Genomic DNA, 14,829 nt, shown 5'->3' on the forward strand with positions numbered 1-14,829 from the left:
GCACCGCGTGGTGTCTGGTTAAACAGCCAGTTTTTACGTCCAATCACAAACGGTTTGATATGCCGTTCAGCTGCATTATTATCAATTTGTATATTACCGTCATCAATATAGCGGATCAAGCTACCCCACTGGTTAATAGTGTAACGAATGGCTTTACCTATTGCGCTGTCCTTTGCTGTCTTGGTAAGGTTGTTATCGCACCACTGCTTTAACTCTTCCAGTAAAGGTTTGCTTTTTTACTGACGCTGTAAATAACGTTGCTCTATCGTCAGGTCTTTGATCTGTTTTTCAAGTGCATACAGTCGGGCAAACTTACGTAATGCGGTTTGAGCCAGCCCCATTTTATTCTTGCGACTCTCTTTAGGGCAGGCGCGCCATGCTACCTCACGAAATTCCGGGACTCCTGTCGCCGTAATTCGTTCACCTACGCAGCGAATAGGAGATGCTCCAGCCGCCCTGCGTCCGCCACAGACTGAGCACAAAGCAGCTCAGTCATGGCTACCACAAATGGCTCTACGGCTATTCGGGATAAAATTTTAGCCTCCCTCGCGCGCTATCGCGCACTTCGGATTGGCAAATTTCCCTGCGCCTTCTGGAGACTATCAGCCCGTCCGGGGCTGACAGCGTTAGCAGAGCGTCATCCTTTGTGGGCTCGTTCATGCCCAGAGTTGAAGGATATCGACTTTATTCGCCTTGGGTTATTACGCTGTATCAGTGTAGTCGATAGTGGTCGCCATTTCCTCCAAACCAATGAACAGATTTATGGCCAGCTGCTTCCCCACTCAACGTATTTTAAATCACTGAAGTCGCATAGACGAACAAGTATGCTTGAGGCATTTGAACAGCAGAGCTATCATCTTCACTCTGAACACTGCTATCGCAAGGCATTGATTATCTTAAAGTATTCCCGGAACTTGACGAATACACCATAGAAGCAGCGGATGGGCATTTTATTGATCATGCCTGCCATACTGAAAAAAACAGCAAGGGGAAAGTTTATGCGGCCGGGGGGATTTACGCGTTGAATCTCAGAAGTGGGTTGCTCAGATTTCTTTGTCTGGTGACAAACGGAACTCAGAGACATCAAGAAATACCTGTGTTACGAGATCATATTGAAAAGCAAAACAAGGGAAATAACAGCTCTCAGAAACATCTCTATGTCTACGATAAAGCCGTCACCGACTTTGTCTGGTGGGATCGGCAGAAATGACATGCTAATTACATGATTTCAATGCTAAAAGAAAATTCAATTGCGACTCTGGTTGAGTCTATCCCTTTTGACTCCCGCCATGAGATCAATACAGGGGTTGAAGCATACAGTGTGTACGAAAACAAGGGCATCAAATTTAACGTGGTGGATTACCGTGATCCAGAAACCGGAAAACTTCACCGGTTTGTGACAACCTTGCCAATGACTATTAACCCTGGAACCATTGCCATGCTGTATTTCAAGCGATGGACGATTGAAAAGACATTCAATAACACTAAAAGTAATTTCAAGGAAACTAAAGCTTGGTCTTCCAATACCCGCTCACTTGAAAATCAAATGCGCCTGACTGCAATGAGCTATAATTTAATGCGCGTGTTTGAAGAGAGTTCAAAAACACAACAGCCAGAATTGATTCATCCATCGGATAAAAAATATAGCGAGGCTCTGGAGATAAGGCAGCAACAGGCTCAAAAACGAGATCGTTTTGTGAATCCATTATTTTTCCAGGCAAGAATATCTCGTATCAGCTCGTATACCATTCGGGCAGTTCAAAACGCAATAATAACAGGAATGTCTTTACAGTGCTTTATGAGCTCTCTTGTGGCGAGGTTAGTTTTACCGCCTCAATTGATAGGGGAACACTGATGATATTAATAGCAGCATAATCTGGCTGGAAAAAAATTCTGGTGAATTAAAGCCACCTTTATAATATTTTTTGGCCTTAGCTTTGCTGAGCCCCTCTAGCAACTCATCGATAACCCCTTCCGCTTCATTTTCCAGCAAATGATCAGTGATTTGCATCAATGGCGACTGCGGACTAATCGCCGTGCCACCCACAATTAATAATTTATTGAACTTTTTTACTTCCAGCCCTAGTTTGATCAAGCTCTGCTCTTGCGCCATCATTCCGCCGATATAAATATGATCAGCATCGGCGATAAACTCACTGATAGGCCGGGGGTCAATATTTTTATCTATCAGGCAAAGCTGTTCATAATACTCGATGTTCAAGTTTTCAGCTATAACTGGGCTAAGAAAAGTAAATTTTTCCGGCTTTGTTTTATAGGTGATTGATTTACAATGATGTTGATGCTTTCTTTGTCAGTAAAATTATCAATAAAATCAATCAGTTAAAAAACTTGAACATCGAGTAATAGGGTTTAAGATGGTTAAACAAGCCCATACGCCCCGACGGCGGCAATAATCGCTTTAGCACCCCAAACTCACTGGCAGGCGCATACATTTTCAGGCTTTCTGCATAACTCCAGAAGGTGTCCTGGGTATCAAATTCAGGGTAGATCAGAACAGCTTTATGAGCAATATTCTCGTTCATCATCCCCTCTTAAATAAATTCATTAAACCAAATCATACTCTTTTGACATTTGCAGAGACACGCTACGCACACACATACTCATCAGCAGCACTGCTAATTTACCCTGCAGATAAATGTCTTAACCTTAAACCAGATAGCAATAAAACAAATGCATATAAAGTCGCCGCAATGGCTATCCACATCGCTAGATTCAAGGCTCGATCGACTAAGCCCCAGTTATGCCAAAGACTGGTATCAACACAATGGTAAATCAAAGATGCCATAGCAGAAGATGCCAATATAATACGTAAAATGAAGACGCGCCAACCTGTTGCTGGTCGGTAAATTTTAGTTTTTAACAACTTAGACAATAATAAACTGGCATTAAAAAATGCGCCTAATGATGTCGCTAAAGCTAAACCAGCGTGGGCCAAAGGGAAAACCAGGGCAATATTTAACAGCATATTGGCAATCATCGCATAAATACCAAAACGTACTGGGGTTTTCATATCCTTACGTGAAGTAAAGCCAGGCACTAGTACTTTTACCAATATAAAGCCTAATAATCCGACAGAATAAGCCATTAAGCTGCGCCCAGTCATAACAACATCGTTAACACCAAAATGATGGTATTGAAATAATGTAGAGACCATAGGTTCAGCCAGCATAATTAAGCCTAGTGATGCAGGTACACCGATTAACACTACCAACTTCAACCCCCAATCCAGGGACCTGGAAAATGCCTCGGTATTCTCTGCTGCATGGTTTTTTGACAGATTTGGTAAAATCACAGTCGCCAATGCGATGCCAAATATCCCCAGGGGGAACTCGACCAGCCTATCCGAATAATATAACCAGGAAATACTGCCTGCCGTTAAAAATGAAGCCAGTAAAGTATCCAGTAATAAGTTAATCTGGGTCACAGAAACACCGAACAAGGCGGGTAGCATCAGCTTTAAAATACGCTTTACCCCTGGATCCCTAAAGCCAAAGCGTAAGCGTGGTACCAGGCCTAAGCGGCGCAAGGCAGGAAACTGAAAAACCAGCTGTACTGCACCAGCAAAAAACACACCCCAGGCCAAAGCAACAATTGGCTGCGGCATTAAAGGCGCTAACCAGATAGCCGCAGAAATCAGGCATATATTAAGGAATACCGGGGTAAATGCAGGCACGGCAAATTTACCATAGGTATTTAAAATTCCACCAGCAAATGCGACCGATGAAATAAAAAACAAATACGGAAAGGTAATACACAACATCTGCACTGCCAAATCATACTGCTCCCCTTGCCAGGAAAAGCCGGGGGCAAACACCATAATTAGATACGGTGCAGCGAGCATACCCGCAATGGTAGTTAACATTAAAATAAGTGCTAGCGTTCCTGCAGTACGATCTATAAAATGGCGTAGCGTTGCTTTACCTCCCTGCTGCTTATAATCTGATAACACAGGGACAAATGCCTGAGCGAAAGCACCTTCGGCAAAGAGGCGGCGTAAAAAATTGGGGATTTTAAACGCCACAAAAAAGGCATCAGTGCCAGAGTCTGCACCGAAAATGCGTGCAAATAACATATCCCGAATAAAGCCTAATATACGTGAAATCATAGTCATGCTACTGACTATCGCGGTCGATTTAAAAAGTTTGCGGCTCAAGACTTGCATTCCTGCTATTAAAAGATTGACAATCATATCATTTATCGGGAAAATAAACGGTTTTAAAATATACAACGCAATAACCGAGGAATCATGGCTAATACAGCTCAAGCAAGAAAACGCGCACGTCAGGCAGAAAAGAACCGCGTTCGCAATGCAGGACAACGTAGCAATCTACGTACATTCATCAAAAAAGTTATTGCTGCAGTAGATTCTGGTGACGTAGAACAAGCAAAAACAGCTTATGCAACAATCGTTCCAGTTATCGACTCAGCAGTAAATAAAGGACTACTTCACAAAAACAAAGCGGCAAGAAACAAAAGCAGACTTAATAAAAGAATCCGCGCAATGGCTTAGTAATTCCGCAAGGCATTACCCAAAGTACCAGGCAAGCTCTTAGCTTGACCTGGTGTTTTTTTGCCTGAAAGATACCAAATTCAGCTACTGCAGGACGTGGCTTCAGCCCGCCAAAATAAAAAGCTTTTTAAGGCGGACTGAAGTCACGTCCAGCTATTTTTGCTATACTCTGCCTACCATCCACTATAAGTAGATACAGACTATGTCAAACAAAATACGCTGGGGAATTCTAGGCGCTGCACGCATTAACCAACAACTTATGCCGGCTATTGTTGCGGCTAATAACAGCGAGCTGATTGCTATTGCCAGCCGCAGACCTGGGGCAGCTACGACAACACTAGAGCAATATGCACCAGATATTGCAAACCTGCGTCTGTACGATGATCCTGCCGAGCTACTTAAAGACCCTGAGATACAAGCAGTCTATATACCGCTTGCTACAGAAGATCATGCGCACTGGACTTTACGCGCAATAGAGCATGGCAAACATGTTTTATGTGAAAAACCAATCGCGCTGAGTATTGCGGATATAGAAAACATAGAAAGCGCAGCTAAACAACATCAAGTTTATGTTATGGAAGGCTTTATGTATCGCTTTCATCCACAACATCAGCGCATTCAGGAAATTATCAGCTCTGGTGCTATTGGCGAAGTTCGCTCGGTACGCACCTGTTTTGCCTACCCGATGCAGCCTGCTCGTCTGTATCGTGTGGATCGGCCCATAAATCAAGGTGGTGGCGCAATGTGGGATATCGGTTGTTACGCCATTCATGCCGCGCGGTTTCATTTTGGCGATACTAAAGCCCAGGCAGTCACAGCACTGGCAAAGCATAATGAACATGGCGCAGATATTAGCAGCAGCGGCCTGATTGATTTTGGCGATGGTCGCTATGCACAATTTAATTTCAGCTTTGAACATGCCCGACGCGCCGAATATGAGATTATCGGCACAACTGGCGGTATAAAGTGTCATAACGTCTGGGCTAAAGCAGATGAGCAGCCGGTAATCTCCTGGCAAGCAGATTCATCTGAACCACAGATTGAAAAACTGGATCTAGCGAATCACTTTCAACTGGAAGTCGAACATTTCTGTGCTTGCATACTCAATAAGCAGCCACCCAGACTTTCCCTGCAGGATGCAAAAGATAACTGCGCAATTATTCTTGCTGCCCTGCAATCTGTCGAACAGGGACGCACCATACGGCTAGAATAAATACATCGCTAATTTAGGCGTATCATTCAGAACGGGTGCTATACCATCAACAAGCACAATCATACAGCATGCTAAAGCTCCCACTGTTTTCCCATTACCCGGCTATCGCTCTAATTTTTCTTTTGTCTACGCAGTTTACCCTTGCAGAGACCATTGCTGTACCCATGCAAATTGACTTTGCGTAATTGCAAAAACTACTCGTCAGACAATTATTTACCGAGCCGTCCAGTTCAATAGAAGTACTAAACGACCCGCAGGGCTGTAGTAAAATCACCCTATCTAATCCGCAACTAAGTGAATTCAAGCAACACTTACAAATTAATGCGCAGCTAAAAGCCCGGCTCGCTGTCAAGGTAATTGATCGCTGTGTGCCCTTATTCAATTGGGACGGCTATGCGCAAATTATCAGCAAGCCGCTAATAAAAGCAAACGACCCGCGTCTGATCCACCTACAGCTTATAGACAGCCATCTGGTCAATCTTAATCATGAACGATTAACGACTGGCCCTTTATGGGACTATGCCAGAACACATATACACCCTTTATTTAACAGGTTTTTTCTGGATCTAGCGCCTGCAATTAGTGAGTTAAAGAATTTTCTGCCGTTATTCCTTCCCCGACATAACCATGAGCAAATCAACAGCATGCTCGATTCGATGCGGCTGAATGATATACAGGTCGTTAAACAGGGTATTACCGGAAAACTGCAATTTAATGTTAATACTGTTGCACCTGCAAAACAGCCAGAGCAGGTACTTAACGCACAAGAACAGCAACTATGGCAGGAAAAATGGCAAAGCATGGATGCCCTGCTTACCTATACTATTAAAAATTATGCTCAGCAAACTGAATTAGAGGAACTTAAACAGACTCTGTTTGAAATTCTGTTAGACGCACGTTATCAATTACAAGTCGCACTACAACAAGACCAGAGTAATGATCCCGTCAGGCACTGGTTTATTGATAGCTGGACACAGCTAATACCGGTACTACAAAAAATCAGCACGGCTAACCCGCAACAGGCTCCGCTGGCATTATTAACCCTAGTCACCTCCACAGATGCATTACAGGCATTAGACAAGCTGGGGCCATCATTTGGCCTGGATATTTCTATCGATGGCTTACGTAGATTAGCGCGCATGTTGACTAACACCCCCGGCATAAGCCCCTTGGAATATAACCAGGCTATCGATCCCGAGCTACTGCGTATTTTTCAGTTTAACCCAGACCCTGAAAATAGCGATACAGATCATAGTCAGTATCAAATCAACTTATGGCCAATCAATACTGCCAACGCAGCCAGTACCCGCCCATTAGATAACTGGATACCAACTGCTAATGAACTTAATGCCTACCTATTGCAGGTACGCACACTGTTAATCAATACCGCTAGCAAAGCGGGCAAAAAATCTTCCCTGACGGCACAGCAAGGTGATATTTTTCAGAAACTGGTACTCACCACCGCCTGTCAGGAAAGCTGCTGGCGCCAGTATGTGGTAAAAACAAAAAAATCACTCCCCTGCATTCATCAACCGGTGATACCGGCATTATGCAAATTAATGAAAATATCTGGCGCGGCTTTGTTGATCGACACAAATTACGCTGGAATATTGCCTATAATGCAGAGACAGGTAGCAATATTCTGCTTAAATATATGACTCGCTATGCACTGAAAAAAGGGGAGCATAAAAAACACGGCGGCCTTGATAACCTGGCTCGATCTGCTTATTCTATGTATAACGGTGGCCCAAGGCAATTTAGCCGCTATAGAAACAGCCGCGCAGGCGCATGGCCACAGAAAGTCGATAAAGCGTTTCATGCCAAGTATATACAGGTAAAACGTGGCGATGAGCTTGCCGTCGCAGCTTGCCTAGGTGGAACAAAGCCTGGTAGCACTATGACTCAAACCAGAACAAAAAAACCAGCAAGAACAGGCGCGCCATGCTACCTCACGAAATTCCGGGACTCCTGTCGCCGTAATTCGTTCACCTACGCAGCGAATAGGAGATGCTCCAGCCGCCCTGCGTCCGCCACAGACTGAGCACAAAGCAGCTCAGTCATGGCTACCACAAATGGCTCTACGGCTATTCGGGATAAAATTTTAGCCTCCCTCGCGCGCTATCGCGCACTTCGGATTGGCAAATTTCCCTGCGCCTTCTGGAGACTATCAGCCCGTCCGGGGCTGACAGCGAACGACTGTAGCTAACAAGGCAATACCTGCTTCAATCTCAAAAAAAATAATTCATAATGAAGCGTGGATTAAGCAACAAAACAAACATCACCTAACCTTGCAATTAGCGGTCTTTAGCTCCCAGCAAGCGGCCAAAGACTTTATTGGACAGCAAAGCGTTAATGGCAACTATGCCATTTATCATCAACGCAAACAAAACAAACGGCTTTATACTCGATGTTCAAGTTTTCAGCTATAACTGGGCTAAGAAAAGTAAATTTTTCCGGCTTTGTTTTATAAGTGATTGATTTACAATGATGTTGATGCTTTCTTTGTCAGTAAAATTACCAATAAAGTCAATCAGTTAAAAAACTTGAACATCGAGTTAACGGTAATCCACCACGTTAAATTTGATGCCCTTGTTTTCGTACACACTGTATGCTTCAACCCCTGTATTGATCTCATGGCGGGAGTCAAAAGGGATAGACTCAACCAGAGTCGCAATTGAATTTTCTTTTAGCATTGAAATCATGTAATTAGCATGTCGTTTCTGCCGATCCCACCAGACAAAGTCGGTGACGGCTTTATCGTAGACATAGAGATGTTTCTGAGAGCTGTTATTTCCCTTGTTTTGCTTTTCAATATGATCTCGTAACACAGGTATTTCTTGATGCCTCTGAGTTCCGTTTGTCACCAGACAAAGAAATCTGAGCAACCCACTTCTGAGATTCAACGCGTAAATCCCCCCGGCCGCATAAACTTTCCCCTTGCTGTTTTTTTCAGTATGGCAGGCATGATCAATAAAATGTCCATCCGCTGCTTCTATGGTGTATTCGTCAAGTTCTGGGAATGCTTTAAGATAATCAATGCCTTGCGATAGCAGTGTTTCAGAGTGAAGATGGTAGCTCTGCTGTTCAAATGCCTCAAGCATACTTGTTCGTCTATGCGACTTCAGTGATTTAAAATACGTTGAGTGGGGAAGCAGCTGGCCATAAATCTGTTCATTGGTTTGGAGGAAATGGCGACCACTATCGACTACACTGATACAGCGTAATAACCCAAGGCGAATAAAGTCGATATCCTTCAACTCTGGGCATGAACGAGCCCACAAAGGATGACGCTCTGCTAACAGGGCACGTTCCATACTTTCATTGCAGTGTTGGTGAATATGTTCAGAGAGTGGTAGGTCTTTAAGCATGGGTGATATCCGTTTATGAGGTGATTAAAACGGAAATTTTTAGAAAAATTTTTTCGGCAATTGCAAGCTTTATTTGAAATTATTTGTTGTTTTTTTACGGTGCCTACAGAGTGTCTATTTGCTGTTATAAGTGATTAAAATCAAAAAGATGGAAATATTCGAGTGGTGCTACCTTCAGGTAGGTTATAGGCTGCTTGAGTTATACAGTTATTTATGGCTATTACTCTACGCGACAAAGAGCAGAAAACGGCAGTAGGCAATTCAAAGCACTTGAAGCCTGGATTCGCCCATTTAACGATATTCAGGCATTAGTAAATTAATCAGCATAGATGGAAAATATCTTAAATATTACAAATGGAGACTGTGCTGTCAAAGTCATGCAGCAAGCAGGTATCGCTGGTGTGTTTCTTCCCTGGCAGGATGTATTACATAATGGCCCAGTACCAGCCAAACTCATATTAACGGAGCTTTCCAGAATTCGCGCCCAGTTTCTTGCTGATTGTGGCTGGGGTAAATTTACAGAAATACATCAGGATTTTATCGACCGAGATAGCCAGCTAAAAGCATTCAATCGCTATGATAAAGTCATATTATGGTTTGAGCATGACCTCTATGATCAGCTACAAATATTGCAGATATTAGACTGGCTAAACGAAAATCCTGCTACCAATACAGAACTATCCATTATTTGTACTGATCAATATTTAGGCATGCAAACGCCAGATGAACTGCTCGCATTACAGCAGTTTGAACAAGCGATTACTAAAGCACAGCTACAACTCGCAAGTCGGGCATGGGCGGCCTTTCGTGCAAACACGCCTGAGAAATGGGCTGCACTATTAAAGAGCGATACTTCCACACTGCCTTTTTTACAAGGTGCTATCACTCGATTATTAGAAGAATTTCCCGACACTTTTAGTGGTTTATCCCGCACCGCACAAAAAGCGCTAGAAATAATATCCCTGGCAGATAAACGACCTGAAGAGGTATTCCAGCTTTACCAGGAAACTGAACAGCGCAAATTTTTGGGTGATGCGAGTTTCTGGCTAATTCTAAATGAATTTTTACAATTGAGCCCTCCCTTAATCACACAGTCAGGCGGCAGTACCCTTAGCATCCCCTCTGCAGCAGCGCAAAGCCTGAGTATTACTGCTACTGGTAAAGACGTATTGGCAGGCAAGAAAAACTGGTTAGAAATCTCCGCGCCAGATCATTGGCTTGGCGGCGTACACTTAACTGCAGATAATCTATGGCTGTGGAATTCTGCTACTTCTAAACTTATAAAATCCAGTTAAAATATAGACCCAGGCTGTTGTAAGAATTCTACTTCTTCTCAGGCGCGCCATGCTACCTCACGAAATTCCGGGACTCCTGTCGCCATAATTCGTTCACCTACGCAGCGGATGGGAGATGCCCTGAACGCCCTGCGTCCGCAACGACTACGCACAAAAGCCGCTTCGTCATTACTACCTCACTGGCTGGACGGCTATTCGGAATGCAATTCTTGCTCCTCTCGCGTGCTGCTAGCACACGTCGAATCAGCGAATTGCCCTGTCGCCTATCCGGGACTAAAAATAACCACTTCGCTAAGCTCCGGTTCCATGATTTTCAGCGGTAGTTGACTGCCTGCCAAGAATCTTATTTCGATGTGGGTATCGACCGAATTTCTCGATAATTTGTTGATGCTTTACCTCAAAATCAAGATTAGATTGAATACCATTTTTTTGATATAGCTGCATAGCAACCTCATGTATTACTAAAGATTCGCTATGCATAAACGGCAAATAAAGCACGCTACGCTGAAGTGGCGTTAACTCTTTATCTGAAGTTTCCCAATTATTGAGTAGCTGAAATACACAATGCTGGTGTATCGAGGTTTATTTTAGGTGGTTTTGCCATGTTTATAGCAAACCCCTACTTAATTCCCCTTAGGCAATAGCATTTGAAACGAATGAAAAGACTATTTTTTTCATATAGTTGTAGCATAGTTTCAATTTTACCATAAATAATTATTGGGAAACTTCAGCTCTTTATCTGCCCCCATTAAAACCACCTCTCGAGCTAGCACCAAAGCCAATGCATCATTGGTGAAACATAGCGCGGAACCTCAATACATATTTCTTGAGAACTGATCCAGAATAATAATTTCAGCCAGTCTACCCGGCGCTGTTGACCGCCACTCAAATAACTCACAACGACCTGCTTGCTGGTGAATCTCTGAAAACCTTGTCTTGATCAGATGATCTAACTGATCATCTTTTCTCCACCACTGCGAGGGTTCCAGCTCCTCGAACCAGAATTTTAAAATTGTTTGATACATTTGTATAACTGAAGTTTCCCAATAATTATTTATGGTAAAATTGAAACTATGCTACAACTATATGAAAAAAATAGTCTTTTCATTCGTTTCAAATGCTATTGCCTAAGGGGAATTAAGTAGGGGTTTGCTATAAACATGGCAAAACCACCTAAAATAAACCTCGATACACCAGCATTGTGTATTTCAGCTACTCAATAATTGGGAAACTTCAGTTTGTATAACTCTTAAAGATTGATAATTCCCTGCATAGGGGCAAATTATTAATACTCGATGTTCAAGTTTTTGATATTGAGAAGGTAAAATCAGGTATTCTGAGGTTGTTGTAATTTTATCGGTGTAAGCCCATGTTAATGAATGCCCCAGCCACCTTTATCCAAAGCTATATTGACGATTTAAATGATGCGCTCAATCAGCTAAAACCCGGAGCCGCTTTGACACGGATTCAAGCCGCTTGGTTGGGCACTTGTTTAACGTGCATACTGCTAATGAACTCTGTTTGCTGGGCTAAGTTTGAGCGAGCAAGCCTTGGAGATTGCAAAGTAGCCGCATTATCCTGGGTGTTTCGTAAAGCAAGTATACCCTGGGACTGTTTGCTACGGGTGAGTGTGGTCTTAATTTTAAAACGTTATGGCATTACTGAAGGTGTGTTGGCCTTTGATGAATCAGACCGAGCACGATCTAAGTCTACAAAACGTATTTATAAGGTTTACAAGCAGAAACACAAAGGCTCCGGCGGGTATGTTAATGGACAAACGATAGTATTATTGCTGCTAGTTACCTCATCCATTACAGTGCCTGTCGGTTTTTTCTTTTATATGCCGGATCCAGCCTTAAAGCAGTGGGATAAAGAAGATAAACGGTTGAAAAAGAGCGGTATAGCAAAAAAAGATCGGCCTATTAAGCCTGAACGTGACAGTGCCTACCCGACCAAAACAGAGATTGCATTAGGCTTATTAAAAGAGTTTAAAGTTGCGCATAGCCTGATTAAAATTAAAGGCGTACTGGCTGATGCGCTGTATGGTGAAAAAGCCTTTATGGACGAAGCCGCTAAAGAATCTGGAGGCTCGCAGGTGATTAGCCAATTACGTAAAAACCAAAATATTGAATATAGAGGTAGAATAAGGTCAGTCGAGAGCTACTTTAATTCGATTAACAAAGGCATTGATCAGATAATACGTGTACGTGGCGGAAAAGAGATTAAAGTGACTGTCAGCAGTGCACGATTAAAGGTGAGTTCTCACAGTAAAAAGCGCTTTGTCATTGCCTTAAAATATGACGGTGAAAACGACTATCGCTATTTAGTGGCGACAGACCTGACTTGGCGCACACAAGATATTATTCAAGCCTATACGTTGAGATGGCTGATTGAGGTTTTCTTTGAGGACTGGAAGCTTTATGAAGGATGGGGGCGTGAGGCCAAACAATTAGATGAAGAGGGATCAAGCCGTGGCCTGATTCTGAGTCTTTTGTTTGACCATTGCCTTCTCCTTCACCCAGAGCAAATAGCCCGCATTGAAAGCAAACTACCTGCGTATACCCTAGGAAGCTTACAGCGCAAGTCTCAACAGGCGCGCCATGCTACCTCACGAAATTCCGGGACTCCTGTCGCCATAATTCGTTCACCTACGCAGCGGATGGGAGATGCCCTGAACGCCCTGCGTCCGCAACGACTACGCACAAAAGCCGCTTCGTCATTACTACCTCACTGGCTGGACGGCTATTCGGAATGCAATTCTTGCTCCTCTCGCGTGCTGCTAGCACACGTCGAATCAGTGAATTGCCCTGTCGCCTTTCAGGGACTAAAAATCACCACTTCGCTAAGCTCCGTTTCCATGATTTTCCATCAGTGTTCCCCTATCAATTGAGGCCGTGAAACTAACCTCGCCACAAGAGAGCTCATAAAGCACTGTAAAGACATTCCTGTTATTATTGCGTTTTGAACTGCCCGAATGGTATACGAGCTGATACGAGATATTCTTGCCTGGAAAAATAATGGATTCACAAAACGATCTCGTTTTTGAGCCTGTTGCTGCCTTATCTCCAGAGCCTCGCTATATTTTTTATCCGATGGATGAATCAATTCTGGCTGTTGTGTTTTTGAAATCTCTTCAAATACGCGCATTAAATTATAGCTCATTGCAGTCAGGCGCATTTGATTTTCAAGTGAGCGGGTATTGGAAGACCAAGCTTTAGTTTCCTTGAAATTACTTTTAGTGTTATTGAATGTCTTTTCAATCGTCCATCGCTTGAAATACAGCATGGCAATGGTTCCAGGGTTAATAGTCATTGGCAAGGTTGTCACAAACCGGTGAAGTTTTCCGGTTTCTGGATCACGGTAATCCACCACGTTAAATTTGATGCCCTTGTTTTCGTACACACTGTATGCTTCAACCCCTGTATTGATCTCATGGCGGGAGTCAAAAGGGATAGACTCAACCAGAGTCGCAATTGAATTTTCTTTTAGCATTGAAATCATGTAATTAGCATGTCGTTTCTGCCGATCCCACCAGACAAAGTCGGTGACGGCTTTATCGTAGACATAGAGATGTTTCTGAGAGCTGTTATTTCCCTTGTTTTGCTTTTCAATATGATCTCGTAACACAGGTATTTCTTGATGCCTCTGAGTTCCGTTTGTCACCAGACAAAGAAATCTGAGCAACCCACTTCTGAGATTCAACGCGTAAATCCCCCCGGCCGCATAAACTTTCCCCTTGCTGTTTTTTTCAGTATGGCAGGCATGATCAATAAAATGTCCATCCGCTGCTTCTATGGTGTATTCGTCAAGTTCTGGGAATGCTTTAAGATAATCAATGCCTTGCGATAGCAGTGTTTCAGAGTGAAGATGGTAGCTCTGCTGTTCAAATGCCTCAAGCATACTTGTTCGTCTATGCGACTTCAGTGATTTAAAATACGTTGAGTGGGGAAGCAGCTGGCCATAAATCTGTTCATTGGTTTGGAGGAAATGGCGACCACTATCGACTACACTGATACAGCGTAATAACCCAAGGCGAATAAAGTCGATATCCTTCAACTCTGGGCATGAACGAGCCCACAAAGGATGACGCTCTGCTAACAGGGCACGTTCCATACTTTCATTGCAGTGTTGGTGAATATGTTCAGAGAGTGGTAGGTCTTTAAGCATGGGTGATATCCGTTTATGAGGTGATTAAAACGGAAATTTTTAGAAAAATTTTTTCGGCAATTGCAAGCTTTATTTGAAATTATTTGTTGTTTTTTTACGGTGCCTACAGAGTGTCTATTTGCTGTTATAAGTGATTAAAATCAAAAATATGGAAATATTCGAGTGGTGCTACCTTCAGGTAGGTTATAGGCTGCTTTGTTTAGGTACTTCTTCTTTCAATGGGAACACTGATGTGATTTTCAGCGAATGAGCGTG

General features: G+C 43.1%; 18 protein-coding genes and 2 pseudogenes. 10 read left to right on the plus strand and 10 right to left on the minus strand.

The annotated features are described in order from the left end of the window. Window positions 1–8: 8 nt before the first annotated feature. Together K6984_RS35810 and K6984_RS19335 are read right to left on the minus strand one after the other, a co-directional pair. Window positions 9–224: pseudogene (locus tag K6984_RS35810) on the minus strand (IS66 family transposase); the annotation flags it as partial. A 12-nt stretch (window positions 225–236) separates the two neighbouring features. Next, window positions 237–482 (minus strand): hypothetical protein, encoded by a 246-nt coding sequence (locus tag K6984_RS19335; protein WP_221897009.1) that lies wholly within the window; start codon window positions 480–482, stop codon window positions 237–239. Between the two features lie 12 nt (window positions 483–494). Here K6984_RS19335 and K6984_RS19340 point away from each other — a divergent pair, with 12 nt between their 5' ends. The 3 genes from K6984_RS19340 (at window position 495) to K6984_RS19350 (ending at window position 1,855) form a co-directional block, all read left to right on the plus strand. After that, on the plus strand, window positions 495–932 hold the full coding sequence (locus K6984_RS19340) for a hypothetical protein (RefSeq protein WP_221897010.1): 438 nt from the start codon (window positions 495–497) through the stop codon (window positions 930–932). A gap of 89 nt (window positions 933–1,021) precedes the next feature. Further along, window positions 1,022–1,210, plus strand: coding sequence for a hypothetical protein (locus tag K6984_RS19345; protein ID WP_221897011.1), 189 nt, complete (start codon window positions 1,022–1,024; stop codon window positions 1,208–1,210). A gap of 12 nt (window positions 1,211–1,222) precedes the next feature. Beyond that, a complete protein-coding gene (locus tag K6984_RS19350; RefSeq protein WP_221897012.1) occupies window positions 1,223–1,855 on the plus strand; it encodes a transposase in 633 nt (210 codons plus the stop codon). Here the strand turns inward: K6984_RS19350 and K6984_RS19355 are convergent. The 3 genes from K6984_RS19355 to murJ form a co-directional block, all read right to left on the minus strand. Continuing rightward, window positions 1,826–2,221, minus strand: a complete 396-nt coding sequence (locus K6984_RS19355) for a hypothetical protein (protein WP_221897013.1) — start codon at window positions 2,219–2,221, stop codon at window positions 1,826–1,828. The genes K6984_RS19350 and K6984_RS19355 overlap by 30 nt on opposite strands. Before the next feature lie 115 nt (window positions 2,222–2,336). After that, window positions 2,337–2,543: a hypothetical protein gene (locus K6984_RS19360; RefSeq protein WP_221897014.1), complete on the minus strand. Its 207-nt coding sequence runs from the start codon at window positions 2,541–2,543 to the stop codon at window positions 2,337–2,339. A 98-nt stretch (window positions 2,544–2,641) separates the two neighbouring features. Next, complete coding sequence (gene murJ / locus K6984_RS19365; RefSeq protein ID WP_221897048.1) at window positions 2,642–4,183, minus strand: murein biosynthesis integral membrane protein MurJ; 1,542 nt, start codon at window positions 4,181–4,183, stop codon at window positions 2,642–2,644. An 84-nt stretch (window positions 4,184–4,267) separates the two neighbouring features. On the opposite strand from murJ, the gene rpsT reads away from it, so the two are divergent. The 3 genes from rpsT to K6984_RS19380 all read left to right on the plus strand — a co-directional run bounded on the left by rpsT (window position 4,268) and on the right by K6984_RS19380 (window position 7,402). After that, window positions 4,268–4,531 (plus strand): 30S ribosomal protein S20, encoded by a 264-nt coding sequence (rpsT, locus tag K6984_RS19370; RefSeq protein WP_221897015.1) that lies wholly within the window; start codon window positions 4,268–4,270, stop codon window positions 4,529–4,531. A 202-nt stretch (window positions 4,532–4,733) separates the two neighbouring features. Next, window positions 4,734–5,744 carry a Gfo/Idh/MocA family protein gene (locus tag K6984_RS19375; RefSeq protein ID WP_221897016.1) on the plus strand — a complete coding sequence of 337 codons (1,011 nt, stop codon included), beginning with the start codon at window positions 4,734–4,736 and terminating at the stop codon, window positions 5,742–5,744. A gap of 185 nt (window positions 5,745–5,929) precedes the next feature. Further along, the gene (locus K6984_RS19380) at window positions 5,930–7,402 is read left to right on the plus strand and encodes a hypothetical protein (protein WP_221897017.1); all 1,473 of its coding nucleotides are present in this window, start codon (window positions 5,930–5,932) and stop codon (window positions 7,400–7,402) included. Between the two features lie 212 nt (window positions 7,403–7,614). Here the strand turns inward: K6984_RS19380 and K6984_RS19385 are convergent, their stop codons facing one another. After that, the gene (locus K6984_RS19385; protein ID WP_221897018.1) at window positions 7,615–7,791 is read right to left on the minus strand and encodes a hypothetical protein; all 177 of its coding nucleotides are present in this window, start codon (window positions 7,789–7,791) and stop codon (window positions 7,615–7,617) included. Between the two features lie 12 nt (window positions 7,792–7,803). On the opposite strand from K6984_RS19385, the gene K6984_RS19390 reads away from it, so the two are divergent. After that, the gene (locus K6984_RS19390) at window positions 7,804–7,950 is read left to right on the plus strand and encodes a hypothetical protein (RefSeq protein ID WP_221897019.1); all 147 of its coding nucleotides are present in this window, start codon (window positions 7,804–7,806) and stop codon (window positions 7,948–7,950) included. A gap of 349 nt (window positions 7,951–8,299) precedes the next feature. On the opposite strand, the gene K6984_RS19395 is transcribed toward K6984_RS19390, so the two are convergent. After that, window positions 8,300–9,112, minus strand: a complete 813-nt coding sequence (locus K6984_RS19395; protein ID WP_221897020.1) for a hypothetical protein — start codon at window positions 9,110–9,112, stop codon at window positions 8,300–8,302. Window positions 9,113–9,441: 329 nt separating this feature from the next. Between K6984_RS19395 and K6984_RS19400 the strand changes: the two genes are divergently transcribed. Beyond that, complete coding sequence (locus K6984_RS19400; RefSeq protein ID WP_221897021.1) at window positions 9,442–10,407, plus strand: DUF1835 domain-containing protein; 966 nt, start codon at window positions 9,442–9,444, stop codon at window positions 10,405–10,407. 108 nt (window positions 10,408–10,515) lie between these two features. Next, entirely contained in the window at window positions 10,516–10,734 is a 219-nt protein-coding gene (locus K6984_RS19405; RefSeq protein WP_221897022.1) for a hypothetical protein, read from the plus strand. Here the strand turns inward: K6984_RS19405 and K6984_RS19410 are convergent. Further along, window positions 10,699–10,938, minus strand: a pseudogene (locus K6984_RS19410) (DUF924 family protein); the annotation flags it as partial. The gene K6984_RS19405 and the pseudogene K6984_RS19410 overlap by 36 nt on opposite strands. A 281-nt stretch (window positions 10,939–11,219) precedes the next feature. Further along, a complete protein-coding gene (locus K6984_RS19415) occupies window positions 11,220–11,432 on the minus strand; it encodes a DUF924 family protein (protein ID WP_230988186.1) in 213 nt (70 codons plus the stop codon). Between the two features lie 344 nt (window positions 11,433–11,776). Between K6984_RS19415 and K6984_RS19420 the strand changes: the two genes are divergently transcribed. After that, complete coding sequence (locus tag K6984_RS19420) at window positions 11,777–13,297, plus strand: transposase (RefSeq protein ID WP_221897023.1); 1,521 nt, start codon at window positions 11,777–11,779, stop codon at window positions 13,295–13,297. Here K6984_RS19420 and K6984_RS19425 read toward each other — a convergent pair. Then, complete coding sequence (locus K6984_RS19425) at window positions 13,276–14,574, minus strand: transposase (protein ID WP_221894003.1); 1,299 nt, start codon at window positions 14,572–14,574, stop codon at window positions 13,276–13,278. The two genes, K6984_RS19420 and K6984_RS19425, sit on opposite strands and share 22 nt — an antisense overlap. Window positions 14,575–14,829: the final 255 nt, after the last annotated feature.

The organism is Bathymodiolus japonicus methanotrophic gill symbiont, assembly GCF_019721995.1.
Taxonomy (GTDB): domain Bacteria; phylum Pseudomonadota; class Gammaproteobacteria; order Methylococcales; family Methylomonadaceae; genus Methyloprofundus.